Consider the following 25,337-nt stretch of genomic DNA (forward strand, 5'->3'; position numbering starts at 1 on the left):
AAAAACATAGACTTTCAGGCATTGCCATGCCCAAGCAGCCCGCCCCGCCCATCGACATGACACGCCTGCGCCGCTCGGCCGAGGGCGCCAGCCGGCTCATGAAGGCCCTGGCCAACCCCGACCGGCTGCTGCTGCTGTGCCAGCTGTCGCAGGGCGAGCAGCGCGTGGGCGAGCTGGAGGCCCTGCTCGGCATTGCCCAGCCCACGCTGTCGCAGCAGTTGGGCGTGCTGCGCGACGAGGCCCTGGTCACCACCCGCCGCGAAGGCAAGCACATCTACTACCAGATCGCCAGCGCGCAGGCACTGGCCATGCTGCAGACCCTGTACGAACAGTTCTGCGCCCCCAAGGAGGCCCGCTGATGCACATCGATTGGAACCACTTCACCCCCTGGGCGGCCCTGGCGGGCGGCCTCATCCTGGGCCTGGCGGCCGCCGCCTTTGTGCTGCTGCACGGGCGCATCCTGGGCATCAGCGGCATCGTGGGCGGGCTGCTGCATCCACAAGGGAGCAAGGGCGGCAAGGACATCGCCTGGCGCGTGGCCTTCGTGCTCGGCCTGCTGGCCGCGCCCCTGCTCTACCAGCTGGCCGTGGGCGTGCGCGAGGTGCGCATCGACGCCGGCTGGGGCATGCTGGTGCTGGCCGGGCTGCTGGTGGGCGCAGGCACCCGGTACGCCTCGGGCTGCACCAGCGGCCATGGCGTGTGCGGGCTGTCGCGCATGTCGCTGCGCTCGCTGGTGGCCACGCTGGCCTTCATGGCGGCGGGCTTTGCTACCGTTTACCTGATCCGCCATGTGCTGGCCTGACCGCAAAGAAGGGGTAGCCCATGCTCAAGCGCATTTCTGAATTCGGCATCGGCCTGGTCTTTGGCCTGGGCCTCATCATCTCGGGCATGACCGACCCGGGCAAGGTGCTGGGCTTTCTGGACCTGGCCGGCCCGTGGGACCCTTCGCTCGCGCTGGTGATGGGTGGCGCCATCGTGGTCGGCGTGTTCGGCTTCACCCTGGCCAGCCGGCGCCGCACCAGCGTGCTGGGCGATCCCATGCAGATGCCCACCGCGCGCCAGATCGACCGGCGCCTGGTGCTGGGCAGCCTGGCCTTTGGCATCGGCTGGGGCATCGCAGGCTTTTGCCCCGGCCCGGCCGTCGTGTCGCTGGGCACGGGCGAACCCAAGGCCGTGGTGTTTGTGCTGGCCATGCTGGCGGGCATGGGGATTTTCGAGTGGCTGGAGCGGCGCAAGAAAGTGCCTCCCGGCAAGGCCTGACCGGAATGAACCGGCAGGAACTGCATGCGCTGCTGCAGGACACCGCGGGCCTGGTGCCCGAGCCAGTCGACAACCCGATCGCGTGCAGCTACTTCTTTCAGCGGGTCGAATGGCACCCGCAGCGCAGCACCCGGGTGTTTCGCGTGCTCGTCGACAGCGCGGGGGAACCGGCGCGCATACAGCTGTGCGCGTCGTCGGACAACAACAACACCGTGCTCCTTGCGCAGCCGTTCAGCCGGGAGCAACTGCTCGGCCTAGTCCGGCAGGAGGTGGCGTTGATCACTGCTCGGCTTGATCTCCAGGCGCCTGCTGCGCCATGGCACGCAGCGACCACGGCCGCGACTCCTACTGCATAGACAAACCGCACTGCTCATTTTTAGCGGACGACAAGGCTGCTTTGCGAGCGGGCATGGGTTCCGCAGCCGGAAACATGGCGCGTGACTTTGTCTACCTGACTGCCCCCACGCCCCCTGCTTTACCCTTGGTGGCGCGGATTTTTTCCCGAACGAAAGCGACAAACTCACGGCGTTTCTCGGATGACGTGAAGGCTCTATTCGGTATGACATGCGCCTTGTTGTGTGCCAGGTAAACGCCAGTAAATCCTGGCCTGGCCACCACCTTGCTCACACCGGGCCACTTCACAAACAACTTGGTGAAGGGCGTCGTCTCGACAAGTTCATCGTGCCTGGTCTCTAACGTATGCTCAGTTAATACAGTGACGTTGCGACGAAAATAGTCGAGCGCGCAGATGGCGACAATCGCAGCCCATTCTGCTAGATACAAGAGTGCTGCGCTGGCAACGGAAAAGCCGAATGACCTACCACCATCGCGAGCTGAGTTGAAGGCCATCCATGGAAGTACCAGGTAAAAGGCTTGTGCGATCGGGCTCAAGAAATGGTGCGAAACACTGAAGAGAAGCAAGTCCCGAAACTTGAGTTCATACTGAATTCTCATCTCGTTGTTTGCGGGTTCATCCATAAAAAGGCACAGGTGGTTGGTAAGACGAGCGCGAGCTTAGTGGATAGGCAAGCCAATTCCAAATGGCAAATGGAACCACCCCGAGCACGGCTCCACCCACTGTTGGTTTTCTAGCGCTCAACCCCAGAGTCTGCAAAGCCTGTCCGCGAGAAAATTCGCTATCGACAGATTCCGCAAGGGTTCAGTTCTTGCCCCATCCCGGTAGCGCCGCTGCCTGCTGGATCCACGCCACCATCTGCGCCTCGTCCAACCCACCTTCGTGGATGTTGACCCAGCGCGCATCCTCGCCCGCGCCGCCTTCGGGCGGCGGGTTCAGCGATGCGCCCTTGAAGAAGCTCACCTTGATGAACTTGGCGAACACGTGGTAGCCCAGGAACCAGCCCTGCCCGGCAATGCCGTAGAAGGGCGAGTTCCAGCGCACGGCCTTGAGCACCTGGGGCACATTGGCTTCGACCAGCACATCAAGCCGTGCGCACAGGGCACGGCGCCAGTCGTCGGGAATGGCGGCGATGTAGGCCTGCACGGGCGCGTCGCCATCGGCCTTGGCGATCTGGGGGTTGTCGCCTGACAGCAGCACGGGCTTGGCGGCGGGCTGTTTTTTGGCAACGGGCACCGCCGCTGCCTTTTTGGCGGGCGCTGCAGGCTTGCCGGCCACGGCCGCCGGCTTCTTGGCCGGGGCGGCCACGCTGCGGGTAGCGGTGGGCGCTGGCTTGGCCAGGGCCACCGTCTTGCTGCTCTTCGTGGGGGGTGACGATGCTTTCACGGGCGCCTTGGTGGACGCTTTTTTCGTTGTCGTGGAAGTCGAAGACTTCGCCGCTGCGGCTGCTTTTGCAGTTGCCTTGCGCGCAGGCGGCTTCGTCTCTGGCTTGCTGGTGGCCATGGCATTCACTCCCTGTGAATGGCGGGTCAGTCACCCCTATGGGGGATTGCCTGCCTTTGAAAAAGAGTGCAAAGGTTACCAGCCTTGTGTGAAGTTGTACGACGATTTTGCTTCAAGCAAAGTTGGAAACTGCGCTGATCCCACGGCCGGGACCAGCGCAGCCCTCAGCCAGCGCCAACCCCGCCCGGGTTGCCGATGCCTGTCAGGCCCACCCCTCCAGCACCACCTTGCCCCGCGCCTTGCCCGATTCGATGAGGGCATGCGCCTTCTTCAGGTTCTCGGCGTTGATGGTGCCAAAGCGCTCGGCCAACGTGGTGCGCACCAGGCCGGCATCGACCAGGGCAGCGACTTCGTTGAGCAACCGGTGCTGGCCGACCATGTCGGCCGTGCCGAACAGCGAGCGGGTGAACATCAGCTCCCAGTGGATGGAGACGGACTTGCGCTTGAAGGGCATCACGTCCAGCGCCTTGGGGTCGTCGATCAGGCCGAATTTTCCCTGAGGGGCAATGGCTTCGATGATCTGCGCCAGGTGGGCGTCGGTCTGCGTGAGGCTCACGATGTAGTCCACCGTGGGGTAACCGATGGCCTGGAGTTCTTCGGCCAGCGGCTTGCTGTGGTCGATGACATGGTGGGCGCCCAGCTCCTTCACCCAGGCCTGGGTTTCGGGGCGCGATGCGGTGCCGATCACCGTGAGGCTGGTCAGGCGCGATGCCAGCTGCACCAGGATGGAGCCGACCCCGCCCGATGCGCCGATCACCAGCAGCGTCTTGCCCTCGGGCTTCTTGCCGGGCTGCACGCCCAGCCGGTCGAACAGCATCTCCCACGCGGTGATGGCCGTGAGCGGCAGCGCGGCGGCCTGGGCAAAGTCCAGCGTCTTGGGCGCATGGCCCACGATGCGCTCGTCCACCAGGTGCAGCTCGGCATTGGTGCCAGGGCGGGCGATGGAGCCGGCGTACCACACGCGGTCGCCGGGCTGGAACAGGGTGACATCCGGGCCCACGGCCCGGACGATGCCGCTCGCGTCCCAGCCCAGCACCTTGTAGGGCTGGCCCTCGGCCGGGGCGCCGCTGTTGCGCACTTTCGTGTCCACCGGGTTCACGGAGATGGCCTTGACCTCCACCAGCAGGTCGTGGCCCGTGGCCACGGGTTCGGGCAGGGTGATGTCGAGCAGCGACTCGGCGTTGGCAATGGGCTGGGGCTTCTGGTATCCGACGGCTTTCATGGAGAAGGTCCTTTCAGGGGAGAGTAAACAACAAAGATCGAATCAACGCGGGTCAGGCAGTGGCCTCGGCAACCGCCTCGTACGGTGCGTAGTCGCTGTAGCCTTGTGCAGCTCCGCCAAACAGCGCCTTGGGGTCGAACGCGGCCAGCGGCAGGCCATGTGCCAGGCGGCGCGGCAGGTCGGGGTTGGCGATGAAGGGGCGGCCAAAGGCCACCAGGTCGGCAAAGCCATCGCTGAGCACCTGGCTGGCGCGCGTGGCGTCGTAGCCGCCGGCCACGATCAAGCGGCCCTGGTAGGCCTGGCGCAGCGCAGCGCGGAAGGACTCGGGGATCTGCGGCGCATCGGCCCAGTCGGCCTCCACCAGGTGCAGGTAGGCCAGGCCCGTGGCATCGAGCTGGCGCGCCAGGTGCAATATGGTGGGAATGATCTCGGGGCAGTCCATGCCGCGCTGGGTGATGAAGGGTGCCAGGCGCATGCCCGTGCGCTCGGCCCCAGCCTCGCTGGCCACGGCTGCGGCCACCTCCAGCGCAAAGCGGGTGCGGCCCTCCAGCGTGGCGCCGGTGTAGGCATCGGTGCGCTGGTTCGACGTGGTGCGCAAAAACTGGTCGATCAGGTAGCCATTGGCGCCATGGATCTCCACGCCATCGAAGCCGGCGCGCATGGCGTTGGCCGCCGCACGGCGGAAGTCGCCGACCACGGCCGCGATGTCCGGCACACTCAGCGCGCGCGGCACGGGGCTGTCGACCATGCGGCCCACGCCGTCATCGCCCGCCACCCACACCTGGGCCTGCGGCGCGATGGCCGAGGGCGCCACGGGCAGCCCGTCGGCATGGAAGCTGGCGTGCGACATGCGGCCCACATGCCACAGCTGCAGCACGATGCGCCCGCCCTCGGCGTGCACGGCCTCGGTCACGCGGCGCCAGCCTTCCACCTGCGCATCGCTGTAGATGCCGGGCGTGAAGCTGTAGCCCTGGCCCTGGCGCGAGACCTGGCTGGCCTCGGTCACGATCAGGCCGGCGCTGGCACGCTGGGCGTAGTACTGCGCCATCAGCGCATTGGGCACATCGCCGGGCTGGCTGCTGCGGGCGCGCGTCATGGGTGCCATCACGATGCGGCTGGGCAGATTCAACGGGCCCAGTTGCAGGGGGCGGAACAGAGGGGACGAAGTGGCGGTCATGGAAGTGGGCTCCGGGTTGGGGTCGGCGGGTTTGCCGTTTGCATGCCGCTATGGTCTTCATTTCGTGTTGATTGAAAAACCCCCATCACCTTGAAGCCACCTTCAATAAAATATTGAAGATTAACGCCGCCGCCTGCCCTTCGTCCATGAAAGCCTTGCAAGACCTCGACATCTTTGTGCGTACCGTGGACAACGGCAGCCTCTCGGCCACCGCGCGTGCGCTGGACCTCACCCCCGCCGCCACCAGCGCGGCCTTGAAGCGGCTGGAGGCCGAGCTGGGCGTGCAGCTCTTCGTGCGCTCCACGCGCAGCCTGCGGCTCACCCAGCAGGGCGAGCTGTTCCTGGAGCAGTGCCGCCCCGCGCTGGCCGCGCTGCAGCAGGCCAGCCAGCAACTGGCCGCGGGCGAGCAGGCGCTGCGCGGCGTGCTGCAGCTGTCGGCCCCGTCGGACCTGGGGCGCAATGTGCTGCTGCCCTGGCTGCACGAGTTCCAGGAGCTGCACCCCGGGGTGGACATCCGCCTGCAGCTGTCGGACCGCGTGGCCAATGTCTACAGCGACCCGGTGGACGCCGCCTTTCGCTATGGCAAGCCGCCCGATTCAGGCCTGGTCGCCCTGCCCCTGGCGCCCGGCGTGCGCCGTGTGCTGTGCGCATCGCCCGCCTACATCGCGCGGCACGGCGCACCCGCCACGCCGCACGAGCTCACCGGGCACGACTGCCTGTGCTTCATGCTAGGCGACGAGGTGCATGACCGTTGGCGCTTTGCGCCCCCGGGCGAGGGGCCTGAGGTGACGGTGCGCGTGCGCAGCGTGAATGTGTCGAACGACGGCGACGCCGTGCGCCGCTGGGCCCTGCTGGGCAAGGGCATTGCCTACAAGGCCGGGCTGGACGTGGCGGCCGACCTGGCCGCGGGCCGGCTGCAGGCCCTGTGCCCGGGCTGGGCGACCGAGCCCACGCCGCTGTTCCTGGTGGTGCCCAGCCGGCGCCAGCTCACGCCGCTGGTGCGGGTGCTGCGGGATTTCGTGGCGGAGAAGACAGCGGGGTTGCGCGCACCGATGAATCCGATCACTTGAATAAACCAATCTCTGCATGGGTTCACCGCCAAAACGACGCCTGTCCGGGCCGGTTGATCCCCATATGCAGGCCTGTTTCAGGCCCGGTGGCGCCTCTTTCACGCCCCGTAGGCGCCCTAACCCGACAGCGACATGTGCGCTTCCATGGCGCCATTGTCTTGGACGGCTGGCGCTGGGGATGATTGGGCGGGGCGGGCTTTGCTGACCTTCCCTAAGGTTTTATATCGTCCAACATGGTGCGAACCGATTGCAAGGATTGTGATGATGAATTCTTATCGATGAAATCGTATGCTTTCGAGCGTGCCTTCAGGATCTCAGCCGTATACGTCTTGTCGGTTGCCAGCTCTCTTCCACGACCGGAGATAAGGAAAGCGATGGCGAATCGTGGATCGGTATCGGCCATTTGAATTTTGTCGAAAACAGCTTGGTAGTTGGGCTTTGCAGCAGGACCATTCTTTTCGAATTCGGCCATCGCACCGAGCCACTTCTCCACGCGAATGGCTTCAAACATGCTGAAGGAGGCGGGCGCGCCACTGAAAATTGGCTCATTGGTTTTCAAAAACCCTTTAAGCGCTCCAATCTCGGCCGCAGTCAAATCGCCCGAATTACCTCCACTCATGTAGTCTGCAACGATGTCAGATGCATAGCGGTTATGCCCCTCTGCCAGCTCTTTGATCATTGATGTTCGTATTTCCGGCGGAGCACCAGGAAAGGCGTGGGCCAGTTCTCCGTAGTAGTCATCAAAACTCAAAAATTTCTTTTTGTATGATGTTGAAAGATTTTCAAGGGTATTTCCATCAAAAAGAAGCCGCGAATGGCTCAATGCCAAACTACGACCTACTTTCGGATCGGTCTCTGAACGAATGAGCTCTGTGAGGGTAGTCGATATCTTCTCTCGAAGCTGCTTGTCTTCGGTATTGAAGTATGCGGAGTTATAGAAGCGAGCCAATCGCAACTTCTCCTCGGCATCGGTACTGCCCTTGAACCGTTGACTGATCTGATCGATCATGCCGTAGCTTGCCGGTATCTTCTTTGACAACAGGGCATCCAGTTTGCTGGAGATATCACCTGGACCAGAAGAGTCGATCAATGAGGACAATGACTCCTGCTGCTGATCGCCTGGTTTTGCTTGTCTTTGCTCGGATGAGGACACCTTCGAAGGCGAAGGATCAGGGGCGGGCTCGTCTCCCCCAAAGGTTGTCGCAGCGTAAACCGCAAGGCCAGCCAAGCCGATGATGAAAGCAGGAGCCATTATTTTCATACTTGCCTCAGAGGTTGCGAATCAAGTCGTACAGAGCGCGAGGATTGGGAATCGCAGCGCTGTTCGAAAAAGCTGATATTTTGCTCGACCACCCGGAAGGAGGGTTGGCCTCGCTGCGTATAGGATGGTAGACATTGTTGTTGAGCAAGGTCGTCGTTTTGAATGCATCAATGACAAAGGTGTCGCAACGGTACATACCCCTCACGGATGGGCGTCGATAACTGGTCGGCTTCTCAGTCATCTCTGGCTCTGCAACAACAACCAGCGCAGTTCTCGTGTAGTCGGCGCCAATCAAGAACACTTGGAACGCACGCGCCGCAACCGCCTGCCTGGCTGTAAGACTGATATGGCCGTTACTAGGGAGAAAATCACACACTCTATCCCAGCAGCTTCTGATAGTATGGCTATTGGAATAATTCACCCGAATCGAATCCCAAGTCTTTTGCCGAAGCTTGAAGTCCTCCCAAGAATTCAAATTTACATAGTTTCCATTGATTCCACCATTTAGCATTTCGATTACGTACGTACCATCCCATACACCGATATGTCCCAGATCGCTGAAAACTGGTGAGTCAAGGTCTCGCGCAACGACATCGCCTGGATTGGCAGGGGGTAGAGCGTTGTTTGCTGGCCCCTCAAAAAAAATCATCACTGGTGAATTGTTCAAAGGAATCACTGTGCTGTTGGGGCCTGCGGTGACCAGCCTGACTTCGTGCCATTTGTTATCAAGAAGTGACGGGTCATTTTGAACCGCCATCACGAACCCATGGGCGGAGTGCGGACTATTGCAGGCGGTTCCTACAGCCTGTTCTCTAGGCAATGACGCAATGGTAGTCCCGATCAGCTTTCCATCATCTCTCCAGGCTTGAATGGCAAGCTGCTGACCTGGAAGAGTTGGATCGCAGCCCCAGCCTGAATACTGCGTAAGGGATGCCGAATCAATAATTCCCAATGCATGCGTGTAGCCAACGGAAAGCAGGAAAAATAATAAAGCAAGAATTCTCTTCATGGCCGCTCCTCATGTGCAAAACCTTCTTGGAGGTATGCAGGGTTTGACTACCGAGTTTTACAACCCAGTGGGTGGGACCTTCGCAAATGGTATGGAAGGCTGCACAGGAGCGTAGATCCAGGGACACAAACGGAGAATAGGACATTTGTCCCTTGTCAGAACCGAAGTGATCGACTCTACTTGAGGTAGGCAATGAGCTCCGTACGCTTGTGAATTCCTAGCGTGGAATAAATAGATGTGAGTTGGTTGCGTATGGTTTTCTCGCTCAGCCCAAGTTGAAGCGCAATCCGTTTGTCATTCAGCCCCGCTGCAAGCAGGCGAACAATTTCTGTCTGCCTGGAAGTTAGCGAAGCTGGCCAGCTTTGTGGGCGCAAATCGGTTTTGGCAATATAGTTTAGAAAAATTGAATTCAGGTGAGGCGCAATGAAACTGAGTGCCTGGCACTGCCACTCCCTCTCGGACGGTGAAGTGTTGGCGAACCCGAAATAAGTTCCAGCATTGGAGCGGGCATTGAGAACGCCATGCCCGGCAACGTTTTTAAATCCAAACTCCTTCATCTCTTTAATTTCAAAATCGCTGGCAAAGCCATCATGATCATCAGCATCGATGAATATCGGCTGACGTGAGGAGAACCATTTTTTCAGCGCCCCTCTCTGCTGCAGGTCGAAGCTACCTGCCAGTTGCGCCACGTACGCATCCGAGTGGCCATGCGCGAACATGTGCGTCACGGTCAATTGCCCCGCAACCAGTTCGCCATAAGCCATCACAACCGCCTGGAATGGATAGAGAGATTTGAGAGAACCCTCCAACCAGGCAATCAGTTCAAGTTTATCCTGCGGGGCTTTCGCAACAGCAGCACCCCACTCCCGGTGTAACCGATCCAGCACTTTCTCCCTCCCAATTGACCCATTAATTTTTGTTACCGGAAATGCAACTACTCTAATTTGTATTGAAGGCGATCTATTGTAAAAATTTGTGCTTTAGTGTTAGAAAATCCCTCGTTCGCCGCCCTTGGGATGGGGGACAAGCAGCTGGTATATATAAGCATGCATATCACCTTTTGGATTGCCAGCACCGAGGTGCATGCGACCCAATTCACAAGACGATGAGCGCCTGTACGAAGATGTTCAGCGAACCGGGCGAGACGCAAAATGCTCCCATGGCTGAAAGGAATCGAAAAGGTGGTTGATGCCACGACCACGAGTGACTCGCGTGTGAACGCCACTCGAATACCTGCACTTCCAACCCAATGCGCGATGTGGTGAAGGGGGGCGTACCCACTCGCCGAATTCCCAAAGATCGCCATGGAACGATTGCGCCGCGTTCAACTCCGGGCCAACATTTGGCGCTCCGTGGAGGTCACGGCAGATGGAGCCTTGAAACCAGCCAGGCCAGAGGGACAGGGGTTCAGCCCGCCGGGCCCATCAGCGGGCTCCACAGGCTGGGCGTATGCTCGCGGTCGCGCATCCAGCCGGGCACGTCCGCCGCGGGCATGGGCGGCGCGATGTAAAAGCCCTGCACCAGGTCGCAGCCCTGCGCGCCCAGCACCCGCATCTGTGCCGGTGTTTCCACGCCTTCGGCAACCACCTCCATGCCCAGCCCGTGCGCGAGCTGGATGACGGCCTGCACCACATGGCGGGCCTGTTCGCTGCTGGCCAGGTCGGTGACGAAGCTGCGGTCGATCTTGAGCTGCTGCGCCGGAATGTGGCGCAGGTGCGCCAGCGACGAGTAGCCGGTGCCAAAGTCGTCGATGGACAGGCGCACACCCAGCGCGCCGATGCGTTCGAGCGTGGCGCGCTCCTGCACCGAGTGCTCCATCATGGTCGATTCGGTGATCTCGCACTCCAGCTGCGAGGGCCGCAGCCGGTGCGCCGCCAGGGCTTGGCCGATGCGCTCCACCAGGTCGGGCTGGCGCAGCTGGTGGGGAGACAGGTTGACGGAAATGCGGCAGCGCAGGCCCTGGGCCTGCCATTGCGCCAGCTGGGCACAGGCCGTGTCGATCACCCAGTGGCCGATGGCGCCGATGAGGCCATAGCGCTCAGCCAGCGGGATGAAGATCTCGGGGCTGACCTGGCCGAACTGCGCGTGCTCCCAGCGCAGCAGGGCCTCCAGGCCCTGCACGCGGCCCAGGGTGCAATGCACCTTGGGCTGGTAGTGCAGCACCAGGTCGCCGCGCTCCAGCGACTCGCGCAGGGCCTGGCGCATCAGCACCTCTTCGGCCCCCTCGTCGGACATGGACTTTTCGTACAGCACGCAGCAGCTGCCGCCGGCGCGCTTGGCCTCGTACATGGCCGCATCGGCACAGGCCAGCAGGCGGTCGCCCGAGGGCTCCTGCCGGGGGTGCAGCACCACGCCGATGGAGCACGACAGCGACACCCGGTGCCGGCCCACGGCATACGGGCGCCGCAGTGCCTCGATGATGCGGCTGCCCAGGCGCATGGAGTCTTCGCCCGCCGTGGGCGACTCGATCAGCGCCACGAACTCGTCCCCACCCAGCCGGGCCAGCAGCTCGACGCCCCGCACCACGGACTGCAGGCGCCGCGCCACCTCCTTGAGCACGGCATCGCCCGCGGCATGGCCAAAGCTGTCGTTGATGGGCTTGAAGCCATCGAGGTCGATGAACATCACGCCCAGCTCGGCGGGCTGGTCCGCGCCCGTGGCCGCGCCCTGTGCGGCAATGCGCTGCAGGGCCAGGTCCAGGCGCTCGTTGAACAGGGCGCGGTTGGGCAGGCCGCTCAGAGGGTCCTCGAAGGCCTGGCGCTGCAGCTGGTCGTTGGCGCGGCGCAGGTCGGCATTGGCCTGGCGCAGCGAGTCGGCCAGGTCGGAGATGCGGCGCTCGGCATCCCTGCGCGCGGTGACGTCGCGCGACAGGGCGATGAAGGTGGCGCCCTCCTGCCCATCCGGCCCGTCCTGCAGGCTGTCGGCCGCCTTGCGCGCCACCGACAGCTCGAACCAGCGCTCGCCATCGGGCAGGTGCAGGCGGTAGGTGCGCGGCCGGGCATGGCCCAGCGTGCGCGCCTCGGCAATGGCGGCCATGGCCAGCTCGCTCAGCTTGGGCGACAGGGCTTCGCTGACCGTGCGCCCTACCAGCGCGCGGTGGGGCGTGGCCAGCTCTTCGCTGGCAGGCACATTGCACTGGATGAAGCGGCCCTGGGCATCGAGCTCGAACAGCAGGTCGGGCAGCGCGTTCAGGATGGCGGCGTTGCGCGCCTGCGCGCGCTGCAGGTCGCGCTGGATGCCGAAGTTCTTGAGCAGGTGCAGCAGCCGATGCCCCAGGATGGGCCAGTTCACCGGCTTGGAGATGAAGTCCGTGGCGCCCGCGGCATAGGCGTTCTCGACCGAGGCCACGTCGTCATTGCCCGTGACCAGCACAATGGGCACAAACGGGCCGGCCTCGCCGCGCAGGATGCTGCACAGCTCGTAGCCATTGAGGCCGGGCATTTCCACGTCCAGCAGCACCAGCGAGCAGGCCGCCTGGCGGAACGCGCGCAGCGCCGAGGCCCCGTCCTCGGCCAGCACGGGTTCGAACCCGAGCTTGCGCACGGCGGCCCGCAGCATGGCGCGCATGCCAGGGTCGTCGTCGGCGATCAGCACCCGAACGGCGGTGGCAGCCCCCTCCTCGGGCGGCTGCCCTGCCAACGTCGCCAGGGCCACGGCGCTCATGGGTGCGCCTCCAGCACGGCGTGCAGGGCGGCCGCGGTGCGGCGGCGGGTATCGTGCATGCGCACCAGCCCCTGGCGCACCCCATGGGCATCGTCGGCGAGCGCATGGCGCTCCACGCTGCGCATGCCTTCAGCCATCTCCAGCGCGCCAGCATGGGCGGCCGAGGACTTGAGGCCGTGGGCAATGCGCGCGGCCTGGGCCAGCCGGCCATCGGCCAGGGCCTGCTCCATGGCGGCCAGGCCCTGCGCTGCGGCGTCGAGGAAACCCGTCACCACCTCGCGCAGCAGCCCAGTGCCGCCATGCTCGTCCAGGTACAGCAGGGTTTCGACCGCGCGCGCGTCGATGGCGGCATGGCCGTCGGCAGGCACCGCGGGCGCCTCGGGCTGTGCCTGCGGCAACACCTGGAGCCAGGGCGCCAGTGCAGCCGCCAGCGTATCAATGCCGTAGGGCTTGGCGATGAAGCCATCCATCCCGCTGGCGCGGCAGCGCGCGGCATCGTCGGCCCCGGCATTGGCCGTGAGCGCGATGATGGGCAGGCCCGCGCCGCGGCCATCCGCCAGGCTGCGTATCGCCCGGCTGGCGGCATAGCCGTCCACCACGGGCATCTGGCAGTCCATGAGCACGGCGTCGAAGTCATGCTGGCGCACCTGCTCGATGGCCTGCGCACCGTCGTGCGCCTCGCGCCAGGCCAGGCCCAGCTTGCGCAGCATGCCCGCCGCCACGGCGCGGTTGACCGCATGGTCCTCCACCAGCAGCACCGTGCCCTGCAGCCGCGGTACCGGGGCGGCAACTGCGCCCGCTGCTGCTGTTGTTGCTACTGAAGCCGCGCCCTGCTCCGGCCCTTGCGCTGCGGCACGGGCGGGCACGGTGCCGGCCAGGGGCAGCTCCAGTTGCACCGTGAAGCGCGCCCCCGCGCCCGGCTGGCTGCGCACCGCGATGTCGCCGCCCATGGCGCGCGCCAGGTCGCGGCAGATCGCCAGCCCCAGGCCCGAGCCACCAAAGCGGCGCGTGGTCGAGCCATCGGCCTGCGCAAAGCGCTCGAAGATGCGCTCCTGCGCGTCGGCCGGTATGCCGATGCCCGAGTCCTGCACCACGATGTCCACCTGGGCGCGCCCGGCCATCTGCGCCGGCGCCACCCATGCCTGCACGCTGACATGGCCCTGCTCGGTGAATTTGATCGCGTTGCCGATGAGGTTGGCCACGATCTGGCGCAGGCGCAGCGGGTCGCCCACCAGCTGGCACTCGGGCATCTGCCACTTCACCTGCGCCTGCAGGTCCAGGCCCTTGGCCAGTGCGGGCTGCACGAACATGGCCTGGGCCTCGCCAATCTCGCGCCGCAGATCGAATTCGGCCTGCTCCAGTTGCAACTTCCCGGCCTCGATCTTGGAGACATCGAGCACGTCGTCGATCAGCGCCAGCAGGTGCCGGCCCGAGGCCTGCACCGCGCCGGCCCACTCGCGCTGCTCGCGGCTCAACCCGCTACCGAGCAACAGCTCGTTCATGCCCAGCACGCCGTTGAGCGGCGTACGGATCTCGTGGCTGATGGTGGCCAGGAACTCGCTTTTCACCAGAGCCAGCTGCTCGGCGGCCAGACGCGCGCGCTCCAGCGCCCACTGGGCCGCATAGTCCTTGCGCACGATGAACTCGCGCCACCAGCCCACGCCCACCGCGAGCAGGAACAGCGTGACCACATGGTAGGACCAGTAGGCCACCTCGGCCGGTGAATGGCCGGGATGCCACCACAGCGTGGCGCAGAAGGCCGCCAGGATGGCCAGGCCCGCCATCAGCGCCCAGCGGAACTGCAGGCCCAGCACGATGAAGCAATAAAACTCCAGGAAGGTGAAGTTCAGGATGCCGACCCAGGAGTTCAGCCCCTCGCCGCCGGCCGCATCGATGCGCAGCAGTATCCAGAACAGGCACAGCGACACCGCCACGATGAAACCGGCCAGCACCGGCTGCCAGTGCCGGCGCGCCTGGGGCGCAAAGGTGTACGCCAGCCCGGCCAGCAGAATGGGCACGGCCACCTGCAGCCTGAGCGCGTTGACCGCCACCGCGGGGTAGGCGATCCAGTCCACCAGGAAATCGCCGAGCACCAGCACCAGGCCCAGCAGCAGCGCGCCCTGGGCGTAGCGGTGGTAGAACGAGAGGTAATGCGCGCCGAACGCGCGTTCGACCTCGGCCGGCTCGAAGCGCAGCAGCACCCGCAGACGCAGCGTGGGCGCGGCGTCCTCAGGGGGGCGGGGGATGCCGCTGGCGGAGCCCATGGGGAAACAATCGAAACGGTGGAACGGGCAGTTGAGAATATCCTATAACGAATTGTTACTTTTGCGCAGCCGCAATTGCCGATGGCCCCGCAGGCCAGTCGGCTGTTGGCCAGCCCACTTCCATCCACCCCACCACCCCGCCCTCAGCACAGCCTGCCGGCAATGGCGCGCAGCGCGCCCGCGCGACAGCATTCGCCCGGCGCGGCCCGGCCTGTCCACCACAGGCAGCCATAGGGCATGGGTGGGCACGGTACCAGCGGGCTGAGGTTTTGGAGAAGCCCGCTCAGAACCGTGGCATAACATGCGGCCCGGCCTGCCCGCCCGAGGCCGGGGCCTGCTGGAGCAAACACCCACAGAACGGACAGGACAGAACAAGCCATGCTGATCACGCCCGCCGAGTACAAGGACGTGCTCGATACCTATTTCATCGTCGACTGCGCGATACGCGATCGCAATGTCTTCGGCTTTGCGCTGGACCGCGTCTTCACCGATGAAGAAGTGCAAGAGGAGGAGCGCAACAACTGGGACAGCTCCCGGCGCCCCAAGCGCCTGGCCGTCTTCTACCGCGAGGACCCCGAAGGAGATCGACTGGGAGCGGAGAACCTGGGCAACTGGGGGTCCCTGCGGCTGGGGGCCATTGCAGTTCCGAAGAGCCAGTTCTTCCTCTATGAGTGGCACCAGCATCGGGTCTATGTCATCGGATCGGGTGAAGACGCCTTTGAAACCCCGCTCAGCAGCCGAACGAACCCGAATGCTCCCCTGCACGCGGGCGTGGACCGGATCAAGACCTTCAACGGCAAGGCCTTCCTGTGCGGCGGCTACCGGGGTTTTGCCGAGCGCCTGGGGCCAGACAGCTACCGCAGCCACAAGGCCCTGGTGGAGGGCTACCCACTGGACGACGACGAAAGTGGCCACGAGGGCTTCGACGACTTCGACCTGTTCGCCGAAGACGACATCTACGCCGCCGGTGGCAAGGGCGACGTGTGGCACTTCAACGGCACGGCCTGGCGGCAGATCGCCTTCCCCTTCAAGGGCTGGCTGAACACCGTGTGTTGCGGTGGCGACGGCATGGTCTATATCTCGGGCTACGAAGGCGTGACCTTCATGGGCCGGGGCGACGAGTGGAGGCAGATCCACCACGGCGGCACCCACCTCAGCTGGCGCGACATGGTGTGGTTCGAAGACCGCGCCTGGGCCACCAGCGACAACGGGCTATGGACCATCACGAACGGCGTTGTCGAGTTCCAGAACCACCTGCTCGCGCCCGAGATCAGCGTGTGCAGCGGCAACCTCAGCGTGGCCGATGGCGTGATGCTCATGGCCGGCCTGGGCGGTGCCTGCTTTCGCGAGAACGGGCAATGGCACAGCATCTTCACCGCAGGCCAGATGGGCAAGCTGTTGCTGGAGAAGTAAAGGCGCTGGAATCCCCTGGTGCACTGGCAGCCGCACCGGGCTCAGGGCAGGCCCTGGCAGCCTGCGCAGTGAGGGTCTGGTCCTGGAGCCTGTTTCAGTGTCCTGAGTTGGAAGTTCGTTGAAGAAATCAATCTGCCGAAATCGCTGCCAGGCTAGGCGCAAAGCACAGCCATGCCGGGTGGCATGGCGAGCATTTGCAACAACGCATGGCGGGGATTGTCGGTAGATTGATTCAACGAATTTCCAACTCGGGGCACTAAGGCTTTTTCGCCCCTGGGCCGAGGAGCTCCAGCGTGCGGCTGTCCTTCTCCCCGCCAAAATACTTCTGCAGCACCGATGCAAAAACGCTGTCGGCCCCCGCCACCTCGGCAAACAGCGTCATGCAGGAGCGCAGTTTGAGGTCATCGGGCGAGCCGAAGACGGCATGGGCCGACGAGGCCTCGAGCGCCATCAGCAGCGCACAGCACTCCTTGATCCGGCTGCCAAGCACCGGGTGTGCGAGGTAGGACTGCGCCTCTGCGCGCGACTGGACGGCATAGCGCACGGCCATGTCGCTCTGGCCCAGGCCCTTGTACTGGGGAAAGACGAACCACATCCAGTGCGAGCGCTTCTTGCCGGCCTTGAGTTCGGCCAGCACCCGCTCCCACACGGGCTCCTGCGCAGCCAGAAAGCGGTCGAGGACAGGGGGCAAGGGCATAGGTCGTGGGGCACAGGGCCGTAGCTTGCTCGGCAGCGCCTTGCGGGGACGCAGGGCACCACGCGTTCATGTTCATGGTACCAAGACTTGCGGTGATGCAAGCTGCGCCGCGCGCAAAAGCAACAGTCAGGAATCCCGGGGTCCCTGCATGGCAGCCTGTACCCTCAATTGGGCCGCTTCATGATGACCTGGCGCAGTTCCTCGTACTCGCTGCGCGTCATGGCCTGGGCGTCGTAGGCGCGCACCAGGTCATCAAGCTCTCGGCCCTTGGAGAACTTGACGCCCTCTTGCACGGTCACACGCGAGGTGCTGCTGCTCACGCAACCGGCCAGCGATGCGAGGCAGGCGCAGGCGATGGCAACGCAGGCCATCCAACGGATATGGTTCTTCATGGCGTGGCCCTCCCTTTCACTTCACGCTGTCGATCAGCCGGCGGCGCTGGCTGTCGTATTCGCTGCGGCTCAAGGCGCCGTTGTTGAAGGCGCTCTTGAGGTCGATCAACTGCTGGCCAATGGTGGCCTCGACCGGCGCGCGCACGACCTCGGTGGAACTGCATGCCGGCAGGGCCAGCACGGCTGCCACGGCCAGAAACGCCATGCTTGTTGGAAACTTCATGCACCCTCCTCCTTGGATTGATATCAGGCACGGAATCCTAGCCCAGTTCGGGCCGGTCAACGGCATGCGAAATGGCGCTGGCGCGCCGCACCTTTCTCGCCCAGATGCCTGCCTTGGATTCCATCATCTATGCTCAGGCTGCCATGCACCTTACGACGACGCACCTGCACGACCTGCTGCTCGACCCCGCGACGCACCCGCGTGGCCAGCCGCACCTGAGCGCGGCCAGCGGCCTGGTGCGGGCGGGGGCCTGGTTGTATGTGGTGGCCGATGACGAGCACCATCTGGGCATGCTGCCCATCACTGCCGCTGTCGCGCCGCAGCCAGCACCGCTGGTGCAACTGCACCGCATCCTGCCAGGCGACCTGCCCACCGAGCCGCGCGAACGCAAAAAGCGCAAGCCCGACCTGGAAGCACTGGCCCTGCTGCCCGCCTCTTCTGCGTACCCTCACGGAGCACTGCTGGCCCTGGGGTCCGGGTCCAAGCCCAACCGGCAACGGGGCCTTGCCATCGCGCTCGACGCCACTGGGCGCCCCGATGGCGCTGCACAGGCGCTGGACCTGTCCGCCCTCTACGCACCGTTGCGCGCCGAGTTTGCCGACCTCAACATCGAAGGCGCCTTTGTCACCCACGACGCAATGCACCTGCTGCAGCGCGGCAACAAGGGCGATGCGCGCAGCGCCTGCATCACCTACCCGCTGGCACCGCTGCTGGCCTGGCTGGCCGGCACCCGTGCGCAGCCACCGGCGCCGCTGCGCACCACCCTGTTCGACCTGGGCACGGTGGACGGCGTGCCGCTGGGCTTTACCGATGGCGCGGCACTGCCCGGTGGCGATGGTGACTGCGGATGGATCTTCAGCGCCGTGGCCGAGAACACGGACGACAGCTATGCCGACGGTGAGTGCGTGGCATCTGCGATTGGCTGGGTCGAAGCGGATGGGGTACTGCAGCGCATCGCGGCCCTGGAAGGGGCGCCCAAGGTCGAAGGGATTGCGCTGGATGGGGCCGGGCGACTGCTGATGGTCACGGATGCGGACGATCCGGCGCGGGCTTCTCGACTATTGGCGGTCGCACTGGATTGACGGATGGCCAAGCACTTGCCCTTTGAAGAACAGTTCCATGCCCTGGCAGACAGGGCCACACCCGCTGGCAGCGCCCGCGCTGCCAGCAATGAAGCGGCCACCCGGCCCGCCATTCCCCTGCGCGAAGACCTGCGCAGCTTTGCAGACGCCCTGCGCGCCGCCCGCCTGGAGACTCCCGGCGAAGAAGAGGTCCAGGGCGCCCGCGGGATCCAGGAAGCCAACATGGCCGACACCAAGGCCCTGTGGGCCTCCATCCGCCCCCGGCTGCAGCGCGACCTGGCGCGGGCCGCGTGGATCGATGGCCAGCTGCAGCAGATGTTCAAGGCCTTCGACGCTGGCAAGCATGAACAGGCGCGCCAGATCGCCTGGGCTCTGTGCCGGGCCAAGCTGGGCACGTTGCGGTAAGGAGCTGCTCCAGCCCGTGCCAGAGCGGTGGGGTAGCTACAGGCCATCATCCCCGCTTGGAGACTGCTACTGCGTGAACCCAAGCCAGGTGGCGGCCCCCAGGCAGCCGACGGAGAGAACGACGAATACCCAGTACAGGCCTGGAATACCACCCACCGCGGTGAGTTTGTTGCTCTGCAAGCCTTCTTGCGCTGGCCTGGAAAGTGGGTCCAACCCCACTGCCCGACCGGAGGATGGCGGGGGTACAGCCCAGATTTGGTGCCGCGAGCTGCGCTCAAACTGGTACGCATCGAAGGCCAGGTACGCAAAAAAGACCGAGAGGGCCAGCAGGCCAAAAGGAACCACGAATATATGTCCTTTCTTTGAACCCAGTGCGTGGCGGCGCCAGTCACCGGGCTTCTGTCTTTGTCTTTATCGGCGGAGGCGCCGCGAAGCCACGGACCTTGGTCCAGTACTCGTCATGCACATCGGCATCCACCGCGGGCGCGATATGGGTCGCATACAGCGCATCGCGCCCATCCTTGCGCGGGCCGGAGATCCAGTAGGGGTCGCCCGTGGCCTCGTCGAAATAGTTCGACTTGAAGCCACTGCCCTTCTGGCTCTGGAAGGATTGCCCGGCGTAGTACAGGGTGGCGCCCGTCCTGGAAAAGCGCACCCGGCCAATGCGCGCAGGACCGGTGAGGCCGCCAGCCTTGGATTCGATGTACATGATGCGGGGTTTCATGAGAACCTATTTGGTCATTGGCAAGCCTGCGCCCGGCTTGCGCAGCCGCCGCAGCCAATAGGCCGCAGCCAGCAGAAGTGCCAACCCAATGGCTGCGCTGCGCTGCATTGAACCGGGTGGACCATCGTAGCGTGCCGTGATCGTGTGTTCGCCAGCCGCCAATCGAACCTGCATCCGGCCATCCGGCAACAACTGCTCTTCGATGGTCGCTGCGGCCAAGGCCACGCCGTTCACGTGCACGGACCAGCCTGGCAGGTAGATTTGCTGGATCACCACCACACCCGGGCTCGCGCCTGCGAAGCGGTAGTTGAGCGCGTGCGGCGAATGCCCGGGCTGTGGCTGCCCCTGCCAATGCGCTGAGTCACTGGTCATCCAATTCAATGTGGACGGGTTTGAAAATGGGTCAAATCCCAGACGTCCGGTCAAGGCGGCCCGATGTCGCGCCAGTTGTGCTTCGCATGCTGGACTGGCAGGCGTATGCCGTGCAGTTTCGGGCGGATTCTTGGCGAATCTTGCCGGCAACCATTCCCCAAAATCCAGGGTAGCCACCACTGTGTTGGGTCGGGCCAGGCTGGGATAGGTCTTGATGCAGTCGAGCTGCGCGCCGGCAACGGGCTCGCCCAACACGGGCAGTGCGCGAAAGTCATGGTATTTCCATACCGACCACGTCAGCGCCAGCAGCCCGAGGGTCAAGCCCAGCCGGCGCAGGACCGGGTGGCGCGTGCTGCCTTGCCAATAGCCAAGAGTACAAAGCACCTGCAGCGCGGGCGCAAACACCGCCAGACGCCAGGGAAACTGCATCAGTGAAAAGGGGTACAGATGCCAGAACCAGCGGCCGGTCGGCAGCATGGCTAGAAACAGTACAAGGTAGACCACGCCTGCGGCCCGGATCAGAGGGTGTCCACGGCCTTGCCAGGCACCGGACAATGCCAAAGCCACAAAGGGTGCGGCCAGAAACGCCTGGTGGCTGAAGGATGCCGACGGGTCTGGCAGGCCAAACAGCACACCAGACAGAGAGACGACGTTGCGCCAGGTCTCAAAACTGCCGATTGCAGCGGCCTGGGCATTGACCAGGGGTTTGAGTTGCGCAACCGGGAGCCAATAGGGCGAGGCCAGTGCCAGTGCCAGCAACAGGGCACCTGCGAGTTCAAAGAGGCTGCGCAGTCTGGCCGCCAGCGGTGCTTGGTGCCCGGTACCGGCCAGCGTCAGCACACCCAGCAGAGCGACGACCAATGGCAAAAACAGTACGGCAATCGGGTGGCTATAAAAGCTTGCCGCAAGGACCAGCGTCAGCCCGCTCCAGCACAGCGCCCGCCCCCTCAGATCCATTGTTGAGCGCTGCACTGGCGCCAGCAGGCACCAACTCCAGTGCAGCACCCACGGCGACAGTTGAATGACCATCCATTCACTCAAGTCACCGCGCTCACTCAGGTTGATGTGAACATAGGGCGCCGCCTGAAACAACACCACAAGGGCCAGAGCGGAGAGGCGGTCCACAAAAGTCCGTGCAAGTCGGTACGCCCCAAGCCCGCCAATGAGGCACAGCGTAGCCAGTGTCAGCAATTGGCGCCATAGCAGGTCGTCAGTCAGTACGGCCAGCAAGCTGTTGAGAAAGAAATAGCCAGGTTGATAAAAGACGAACTCGGGATAGCCGTACCCGCCATTGAACTCCGGTAGCCAGCGCGGATACCAAATGCCTGCGGCCATCGCCTCCTGAAAGTGACTCGACAACACGGCGTAGCGGAAGTAGTCGTGGGCGTCTGGCAGGACCGGGTTCAACAGGTTCAACCAAAGCGGCAGCAAGGACAGTACGGGCAGTGCCGCCCAAACGCCGAGCGTCAGCCAAGTCCAGCGCCTGGCAGGGGTGGCGCCAAACGCGCGGGCAGCCGTTTGCATGGTGCCCGCACCAAGCGTCTGGAACCAGAGCATGCCCGCGATCAACCGCTGCGTTGCGTGGTGAGATTTCATCGGCTCCGCCCCCCTGGTGGGCCCACATCGAAAGCCCTGCGTTGCCTTGTGCAGCCTTGGCAAACAACCGGATAGGCAAGGTTCCATCGATGCAGCACGGGCAGGCTTGCCATGCCGGGTCCGGTGCAATTCAGGGAGACCTTACGATCTTGTCGGGGTCGCGCTGCGGCGCCATCGGGATGCGTGGATGCTTCGGGTGCGCCGCGTGGGCCCGAGCCCATGCAAGCAGCCGGGGCGTCCAATCGCCCGATTTCACCCCAACCCTTCGGGCCAGTGCCTGGCCGGGCGGTCTGCGGCGTTGCGGCGCTTGCCAATAGCCGAGCTCTTGGCTGCACCCCGCGCCTGGCATCCCATCCCGGCAAGGTAGATGCACGACCCTCCAAAGATAGCAAACAGGCGCTGGACACCCCAAACGGCAGGGGTTCTGTTGCATGGGTGGCGTCGGGGCAAAAAGAGTGGTTCGGTTGCACGGGTGGACAAGCTGGAACTGGTGGGTGCGGTGAGGCACGCATGCAAAGGTAGGGCTGCACCGATCTTTGTCGAACGGCGGTGATTCGTCGGTGTCGGGTGTCACAAGATGGTGCGCACACCCATTTGGGTGGGGCTGGGCGATGGGCGTGCCAGCCAGCGCAGCGGCCGTGGTGTGTACGGTCTTTGCACGGCTTTTTCGAGGCCGCCCTCTGCGCTGCCCCGTGGTGGTGGGTAGCACAGCCGAACTTTCGCTTTTGGCCGGTGGCCGTCATGGCATCCACAACCTGTCCAGCGCCGCAGCACTGCCCCCAAACGCCGCCCCCAACACCCCCACAGCCTCCCGCCCCCGCCCACCCCGCACCCGCGAATGCAGCACCACCGGCAGCCGCGGCAAGGCCGGCAAGCCCAGCCGTGGGCCCACCTCCACCGCGCCCAGCGGCAGCATGCGCGGCGCCAGCGCCGCCACACCCAGCCCGGCGATCACGGCGGCAGACACCGCCGCCACCCCGCCACCCACGAATGCCTCGCGCCAGGGCACGCCCGCCTCGTCGAGCAAGCGGCTGGCCACCACGCGCACGCCGCAGGGTTCGGCCAGGGTGACAATGGGCAAAGGCTCGCCCGCGCGGTGCTGCCAGGTGGGCGCGGCGTACCAGCCAAAGGCTTCTTCGGCCAGCACCTGGCCGTCGCCGCGGCCCGCACTGAAGCGCAGGAGGGCGACGTCGAGTTCGCGGCGGTCGTAGGCCTGGAGCAGATCGCCCGACGAGCCGATGCGGATCTCGATCACCAGGCCCGGGTCGTGTGCGTTCATGCGGGCGATCAGGGCGGGCAGATCGGGCCCGGCCACATGGTCGCTGATGCCGATGGCAATGCGCTCGCGCCTGGCCTGCTCGGCAAAGGTGGCCAGCGTGCGCTGGTGCACGGCCAGCAGTTCGCGTGCAGGGTCAAGAAACGCCGCGCCGCGGGCCGACAGCTCCACATGGCGCGGCGTGCGCTCGATGAGGCGGCAGCCCAGGCGGTCTTCCAGGCGCTTGAGTTTGAGGCTCACCGCGGCCTGGGTGGTCTGCATGGCGTCGGCCGCGCGGGTGAAACTGCCCAGCTCGGCGATGCGCACAAAGGCCTCGATGGCGTCGAGGTCGAGCGGACGGTGCTGCTGTTGCGATTGCGGTTGATGGTCCTGCGCCATATGCAATCATTATCTCTGTTATCAATTGCAATAACAAAGTGCAATGAATAGCATGGGGCCACCTCAACTTCCGATGGACCGTTTCCCATGCCCCTGCTCCACATCGCCCTGCGCGCCGGCAAACCCGAGGCCTACCGCAAGGCCCTTTGCGACAACCTGTACCGCGCACTGCGCGAGACCTTCAATGTGCCCGAGGACGACGAGTTCATGGTCATCACCGAGCACGATGCCGCCAACTTCCGCTACAGCCCCACCTACCTGGGCGTGGCGCGCAGCGATGACCTGGTGTTCATCCAGATCACCGCCAACAACACGCGCACGCTGGAGCAGAAGAAAGCGCTGTACCAGCGCATCACGCAGCTGCTGGGCGAGAACCCGGGCGTGCGGCCCGAGGATGTGTTCATCAGCCTGGTCGAAGTGGCCAAAGAGAATTGGTCATTCGGCCACGGGTTAGCGCAATATGCGTAACCGGAAAGCCGCCCCAGGTCAAACCCGCTCGCCGTTTCGGATGCGGTAGCTGGGCTGGTACATGGTCACGAACTCTTCGGCCGCCGTGGGGTGCACGGCCATGGTGCGGTCGAAGTCGTCCTTGGTGGCGCCGGCCTTGAGCGAGATGCCCAGCAATTGCACCATCTCTCCCGCGTCATGGCCCAGCACGTGGGCGCCCAGCACCTTGCGGCTGGCGGCGTCCACGATGAGCTTCATGAGCATCTTCTCGGCCCGGCCCGACAGCGTGGCCTTCATGGGACGGAACTCGGCGCGGTAGACCTCGATCTCGGCATGGCGCTTGGCGGCGTCTTCTTCCGACAGGCCCACGGTGCCGATCTCGGGCTGCGAGAACACGGCCGTGGCGATCAAATCATGGTCGGGCGCGGTGGGCTGGCCCCGGTACTCGGTGGCAATGAAGCACATGGCCTCGTGGATGGCCACGGGCGTGAGCTGCACGCGGTTGGTCACGTCGCCCAGCGCCCAGATGCTGGGCACATTGGTGCGCGAGTAGGCGTCCACGATGATGGCACCGCGCTCGTCCAGGGCCACGCCGGCCGCCTCCAGCCCCAGGCCCCGGGTGTTGGGGTCGCGGCCCAGCGCCAGCATCACGGTGTCGACGGCCAGGGTTTCGCCGTTCTTCGTCGTGGCGATGAGGCCGCCGCCCTCACCCTCCCCCCGGGCCACGTTCTCGATCACATCGCTGAGCAAGATGCGGATGCCCTTGTCCACCATGGCCTTGTGCAGGCCCTGGCGCAGGTCATGGTCGAAGCGCGAGAGGATTTCCTTGCCGCGGTAGATCAGCGTCACCTCCACGCCCAGGCCGTGGAAGACGTTGGCGAACTCGACCGCGATATAACCGCCGCCCGCGATCAGGATGGAGCGCGGCAGCGCGGCCAGGTCAAAGGCTTCGTTGGAGCTGATGCACAGCTCGTGCCCCGGCAGCGCCGCATGCGGGTTGGGCGCGCCACCGGTGGCGATGACGATGCGCTCGGCGGTGACGGTCTTGCCGGTGGCCACGATGCGCACGGTGTGCGCGTCCACCAGCTCGGCGCGGCTGTCGATGAGTTCGGCCTGGTTGCTCTCCAGGCCGCGGCGGTACAGGCCCTCCAGGCGGGCGATCTCCTTGTCCTTGGCCGCTATCAGCGCCTGCCAGTCGAAGCTGGGCGTGCCCAAGGTCCAGCCATAGCCCGCAGCGTCTTCGAAGTGTTCGTGGAACTGCGAGGCATAGACAAACAGCTTCTTGGGCACGCAGCCGCGGATCACGCAGGTGCCGCCAAAGCGGTGCTCCTCGGCCACGGCCACGCGCTTGCCCAGCGATGCCGCCACGCGGCCGGCGCGCACGCCGCCCGAGCCCCCGCCAATCACAAACAGGTCATAGTCATAGGCGCTCATCGCATGGGTTTCCTTGAGGGGTGCGAAGCGGCGTCTCACGCCGCCGTCTGTGGAGATTCGCGGCGATGGTATGCCAATGCGCAAGGGCTTGCCTGCCTGGGGGTATGTGTCGCG

General features: G+C 64.6%; 25 protein-coding genes. 9 read left to right on the plus strand and 16 right to left on the minus strand.

From position 1 onward, the window contains the following. Nucleotides 1-26: 26 nt before the first annotated feature. The 4 genes from HNP48_RS08375 to HNP48_RS08390 are packed head-to-tail and all read left to right on the plus strand — an operon-like array spanning nt 27 to nt 1,616. Nucleotides 27-359, plus strand: a complete 333-nt coding sequence (locus HNP48_RS08375; RefSeq protein WP_184856414.1) for a helix-turn-helix transcriptional regulator — start codon at nt 27-29, stop codon at nt 357-359. After that, a complete protein-coding gene (locus tag HNP48_RS08380; protein WP_184856415.1) occupies nt 359-802 on the plus strand; it encodes a YeeE/YedE family protein in 444 nt (147 codons plus the stop codon). The genes HNP48_RS08375 and HNP48_RS08380 overlap by 1 nt, the downstream gene beginning before the upstream one ends. A 20-nt stretch (nt 803-822) precedes the next feature. Beyond that, nucleotides 823-1,260 (plus strand): YeeE/YedE family protein, encoded by a 438-nt coding sequence (locus HNP48_RS08385; RefSeq protein ID WP_184856416.1) that lies wholly within the window; start codon nt 823-825, stop codon nt 1,258-1,260. A 5-nt stretch (nt 1,261-1,265) separates the two neighbouring features. Continuing rightward, on the plus strand, nt 1,266-1,616 hold the full coding sequence (locus tag HNP48_RS08390) for a hypothetical protein (protein WP_184856417.1): 351 nt from the start codon (nt 1,266-1,268) through the stop codon (nt 1,614-1,616). Nucleotides 1,617-1,707: 91 nt separating this feature from the next. On the opposite strand, the gene HNP48_RS08395 is transcribed toward HNP48_RS08390, so the two are convergent. From HNP48_RS08395 to HNP48_RS08410, 4 genes are all read right to left on the minus strand, one after another. Continuing rightward, complete coding sequence (locus tag HNP48_RS08395; RefSeq protein WP_184856418.1) at nt 1,708-2,238, minus strand: YcxB family protein; 531 nt, start codon at nt 2,236-2,238, stop codon at nt 1,708-1,710. 181 nt (nt 2,239-2,419) lie between these two features. Further along, nucleotides 2,420-2,893, minus strand: coding sequence for a DUF1801 domain-containing protein (locus tag HNP48_RS35330; RefSeq protein WP_409362539.1), 474 nt, complete (start codon nt 2,891-2,893; stop codon nt 2,420-2,422). Nucleotides 2,894-3,320: 427 nt separating this feature from the next. Further along, nucleotides 3,321-4,340 (minus strand): zinc-binding alcohol dehydrogenase family protein, encoded by a 1,020-nt coding sequence (locus tag HNP48_RS08405; RefSeq protein ID WP_184856420.1) that lies wholly within the window; start codon nt 4,338-4,340, stop codon nt 3,321-3,323. Nucleotides 4,341-4,392: 52 nt separating this feature from the next. Beyond that, on the minus strand, nt 4,393-5,517 hold the full coding sequence (locus HNP48_RS08410; protein ID WP_184856421.1) for an alkene reductase: 1,125 nt from the start codon (nt 5,515-5,517) through the stop codon (nt 4,393-4,395). 146 nt (nt 5,518-5,663) lie between these two features. Here HNP48_RS08410 and HNP48_RS08415 point away from each other — a divergent pair, with 146 nt between their 5' ends. Further along, nucleotides 5,664-6,587, plus strand: coding sequence for a LysR family transcriptional regulator (locus tag HNP48_RS08415; RefSeq protein WP_184856422.1), 924 nt, complete (start codon nt 5,664-5,666; stop codon nt 6,585-6,587). Between the two features lie 211 nt (nt 6,588-6,798). Here HNP48_RS08415 and HNP48_RS08420 read toward each other — a convergent pair whose 3' ends face one another. The 5 genes from HNP48_RS08420 to HNP48_RS08440 all read right to left on the minus strand — a co-directional run bounded on the left by HNP48_RS08420 (nt 6,799) and on the right by HNP48_RS08440 (nt 14,784). After that, on the minus strand, nt 6,799-7,848 hold the full coding sequence (locus HNP48_RS08420; protein ID WP_184856423.1) for a hypothetical protein: 1,050 nt from the start codon (nt 7,846-7,848) through the stop codon (nt 6,799-6,801). 7 nt (nt 7,849-7,855) lie between these two features. Then, a complete protein-coding gene (locus HNP48_RS08425; RefSeq protein WP_184856424.1) occupies nt 7,856-8,857 on the minus strand; it encodes a hypothetical protein in 1,002 nt (333 codons plus the stop codon). A 176-nt stretch (nt 8,858-9,033) separates the two neighbouring features. Continuing rightward, nucleotides 9,034-9,744, minus strand: a complete 711-nt coding sequence (locus HNP48_RS08430; RefSeq protein WP_184856425.1) for a LuxR C-terminal-related transcriptional regulator — start codon at nt 9,742-9,744, stop codon at nt 9,034-9,036. A 520-nt stretch (nt 9,745-10,264) separates the two neighbouring features. Continuing rightward, entirely contained in the window at nt 10,265-12,520 is a 2,256-nt protein-coding gene (locus HNP48_RS08435) for a bifunctional diguanylate cyclase/phosphodiesterase (RefSeq protein WP_184856426.1), read from the minus strand. Beyond that, nucleotides 12,517-14,784, minus strand: coding sequence for an ATP-binding protein (locus HNP48_RS08440; protein WP_184856427.1), 2,268 nt, complete (start codon nt 14,782-14,784; stop codon nt 12,517-12,519). The genes HNP48_RS08435 and HNP48_RS08440 overlap by 4 nt, the downstream gene beginning before the upstream one ends. A 378-nt stretch (nt 14,785-15,162) precedes the next feature. Here HNP48_RS08440 and HNP48_RS08445 point away from each other — a divergent pair, with 378 nt between their 5' ends. After that, nucleotides 15,163-16,197: a hypothetical protein gene (locus HNP48_RS08445; protein ID WP_184856428.1), complete on the plus strand. Its 1,035-nt coding sequence runs from the start codon at nt 15,163-15,165 to the stop codon at nt 16,195-16,197. A gap of 256 nt (nt 16,198-16,453) precedes the next feature. On the opposite strand, the gene HNP48_RS08450 is transcribed toward HNP48_RS08445, so the two are convergent. The 3 genes from HNP48_RS08450 to HNP48_RS08460 form a co-directional block, all read right to left on the minus strand. Beyond that, a complete protein-coding gene (locus HNP48_RS08450; protein WP_184856429.1) occupies nt 16,454-16,894 on the minus strand; it encodes a DUF1810 domain-containing protein in 441 nt (146 codons plus the stop codon). Between the two features lie 164 nt (nt 16,895-17,058). Then, nucleotides 17,059-17,286 carry a hypothetical protein gene (locus HNP48_RS08455; protein WP_184856430.1) on the minus strand — a complete coding sequence of 76 codons (228 nt, stop codon included), beginning with the start codon at nt 17,284-17,286 and terminating at the stop codon, nt 17,059-17,061. Nucleotides 17,287-17,302: 16 nt separating this feature from the next. After that, entirely contained in the window at nt 17,303-17,509 is a 207-nt protein-coding gene (locus tag HNP48_RS08460) for a hypothetical protein (protein ID WP_184856431.1), read from the minus strand. A gap of 143 nt (nt 17,510-17,652) precedes the next feature. Here HNP48_RS08460 and HNP48_RS08465 point away from each other — a divergent pair, with 143 nt between their 5' ends. Both HNP48_RS08465 and HNP48_RS35160 read left to right on the plus strand, forming a co-directional pair. Beyond that, complete coding sequence (locus HNP48_RS08465) at nt 17,653-18,591, plus strand: DUF6929 family protein (protein ID WP_184856432.1); 939 nt, start codon at nt 17,653-17,655, stop codon at nt 18,589-18,591. A 3-nt stretch (nt 18,592-18,594) separates the two neighbouring features. Then, nucleotides 18,595-18,996: a hypothetical protein gene (locus tag HNP48_RS35160; RefSeq protein WP_221480122.1), complete on the plus strand. Its 402-nt coding sequence runs from the start codon at nt 18,595-18,597 to the stop codon at nt 18,994-18,996. A 388-nt stretch (nt 18,997-19,384) separates the two neighbouring features. Here HNP48_RS35160 and HNP48_RS08475 read toward each other — a convergent pair whose 3' ends face one another. The 3 genes from HNP48_RS08475 to HNP48_RS08485 all read right to left on the minus strand — a co-directional run bounded on the left by HNP48_RS08475 (nt 19,385) and on the right by HNP48_RS08485 (nt 23,342). Then, the gene (locus HNP48_RS08475) at nt 19,385-19,720 is read right to left on the minus strand and encodes a 1-deoxy-D-xylulose-5-phosphate synthase (RefSeq protein ID WP_184856433.1); all 336 of its coding nucleotides are present in this window, start codon (nt 19,718-19,720) and stop codon (nt 19,385-19,387) included. 6 nt (nt 19,721-19,726) lie between these two features. After that, nucleotides 19,727-21,688, minus strand: coding sequence for a hypothetical protein (locus HNP48_RS08480; RefSeq protein WP_184856434.1), 1,962 nt, complete (start codon nt 21,686-21,688; stop codon nt 19,727-19,729). Nucleotides 21,689-22,427: 739 nt separating this feature from the next. Beyond that, nucleotides 22,428-23,342 carry a LysR family transcriptional regulator gene (locus tag HNP48_RS08485; RefSeq protein ID WP_184856435.1) on the minus strand — a complete coding sequence of 305 codons (915 nt, stop codon included), beginning with the start codon at nt 23,340-23,342 and terminating at the stop codon, nt 22,428-22,430. A gap of 87 nt (nt 23,343-23,429) precedes the next feature. Here HNP48_RS08485 and HNP48_RS08490 point away from each other — a divergent pair, with 87 nt between their 5' ends. After that, nucleotides 23,430-23,810: a tautomerase family protein gene (locus tag HNP48_RS08490; protein WP_184856436.1), complete on the plus strand. Its 381-nt coding sequence runs from the start codon at nt 23,430-23,432 to the stop codon at nt 23,808-23,810. Nucleotides 23,811-23,828: 18 nt separating this feature from the next. On the opposite strand, the gene gor is transcribed toward HNP48_RS08490, so the two are convergent. Then, entirely contained in the window at nt 23,829-25,223 is a 1,395-nt protein-coding gene (gene gor / locus HNP48_RS08495) for a glutathione-disulfide reductase (RefSeq protein WP_184856543.1), read from the minus strand. Between the last annotated feature and the right edge of the window lie 114 nt (nt 25,224-25,337).

It is taken from the genome of Acidovorax soli, assembly GCF_014207955.1.
Taxonomy (GTDB): Bacteria; Pseudomonadota; Gammaproteobacteria; order Burkholderiales; family Burkholderiaceae_C; genus Acidovorax; species Acidovorax soli_A.

Bases quoted from the DNA above. Each gene is read 5' to 3' on its own strand.
- HNP48_RS08375 (WP_184856414.1), top strand. From the start codon at position 27: ATGCCCAAGCAGCCCGCCCCGCCCATCGACATGACACGCCTGCGCCGC.
- HNP48_RS35160 (WP_221480122.1), top strand. From the start codon at position 18,595: ATGGCCAAGCACTTGCCCTTTGAAGAACAGTTCCATGCCCTGGCAGAC.
- HNP48_RS08415 (WP_184856422.1), top strand. From the start codon at position 5,664: ATGAAAGCCTTGCAAGACCTCGACATCTTTGTGCGTACCGTGGACAAC.
- HNP48_RS08475 (WP_184856433.1), bottom strand. From the start codon at position 19,720: ATGAAACCCCGCATCATGTACATCGAATCCAAGGCTGGCGGCCTCACC.
- HNP48_RS08390 (WP_184856417.1), top strand. From the start codon at position 1,266: ATGAACCGGCAGGAACTGCATGCGCTGCTGCAGGACACCGCGGGCCTG.
- HNP48_RS08445 (WP_184856428.1), top strand. From the start codon at position 15,163: ATGCTGATCACGCCCGCCGAGTACAAGGACGTGCTCGATACCTATTTC.
- HNP48_RS08420 (WP_184856423.1), bottom strand. From the start codon at position 7,848: ATGAAAATAATGGCTCCTGCTTTCATCATCGGCTTGGCTGGCCTTGCG.
- HNP48_RS08435 (WP_184856426.1), bottom strand. From the start codon at position 12,520: ATGAGCGCCGTGGCCCTGGCGACGTTGGCAGGGCAGCCGCCCGAGGAG.
- HNP48_RS08490 (WP_184856436.1), top strand. From the start codon at position 23,430: ATGCCCCTGCTCCACATCGCCCTGCGCGCCGGCAAACCCGAGGCCTAC.
- gor (WP_184856543.1), bottom strand. From the start codon at position 25,223: ATGAGCGCCTATGACTATGACCTGTTTGTGATTGGCGGGGGCTCGGGC.
- HNP48_RS08485 (WP_184856435.1), bottom strand. From the start codon at position 23,342: ATGGCGCAGGACCATCAACCGCAATCGCAACAGCAGCACCGTCCGCTC.
- HNP48_RS08395 (WP_184856418.1), bottom strand. From the start codon at position 2,238: ATGGATGAACCCGCAAACAACGAGATGAGAATTCAGTATGAACTCAAG.
- HNP48_RS08480 (WP_184856434.1), bottom strand. From the start codon at position 21,688: ATGAAATCTCACCACGCAACGCAGCGGTTGATCGCGGGCATGCTCTGG.
- HNP48_RS08385 (WP_184856416.1), top strand. From the start codon at position 823: ATGCTCAAGCGCATTTCTGAATTCGGCATCGGCCTGGTCTTTGGCCTG.
- HNP48_RS08425 (WP_184856424.1), bottom strand. From the start codon at position 8,857: ATGAAGAGAATTCTTGCTTTATTATTTTTCCTGCTTTCCGTTGGCTAC.
- HNP48_RS08405 (WP_184856420.1), bottom strand. From the start codon at position 4,340: ATGAAAGCCGTCGGATACCAGAAGCCCCAGCCCATTGCCAACGCCGAG.
- HNP48_RS08465 (WP_184856432.1), top strand. From the start codon at position 17,653: ATGCACCTTACGACGACGCACCTGCACGACCTGCTGCTCGACCCCGCG.
- HNP48_RS08450 (WP_184856429.1), bottom strand. From the start codon at position 16,894: ATGCCCTTGCCCCCTGTCCTCGACCGCTTTCTGGCTGCGCAGGAGCCC.
- HNP48_RS08460 (WP_184856431.1), bottom strand. From the start codon at position 17,509: ATGAAGTTTCCAACAAGCATGGCGTTTCTGGCCGTGGCAGCCGTGCTG.
- HNP48_RS08440 (WP_184856427.1), bottom strand. From the start codon at position 14,784: ATGGGCTCCGCCAGCGGCATCCCCCGCCCCCCTGAGGACGCCGCGCCC.
- HNP48_RS08380 (WP_184856415.1), top strand. From the start codon at position 359: ATGCACATCGATTGGAACCACTTCACCCCCTGGGCGGCCCTGGCGGGC.
- HNP48_RS08410 (WP_184856421.1), bottom strand. From the start codon at position 5,517: ATGACCGCCACTTCGTCCCCTCTGTTCCGCCCCCTGCAACTGGGCCCG.
- HNP48_RS08455 (WP_184856430.1), bottom strand. From the start codon at position 17,286: ATGAAGAACCATATCCGTTGGATGGCCTGCGTTGCCATCGCCTGCGCC.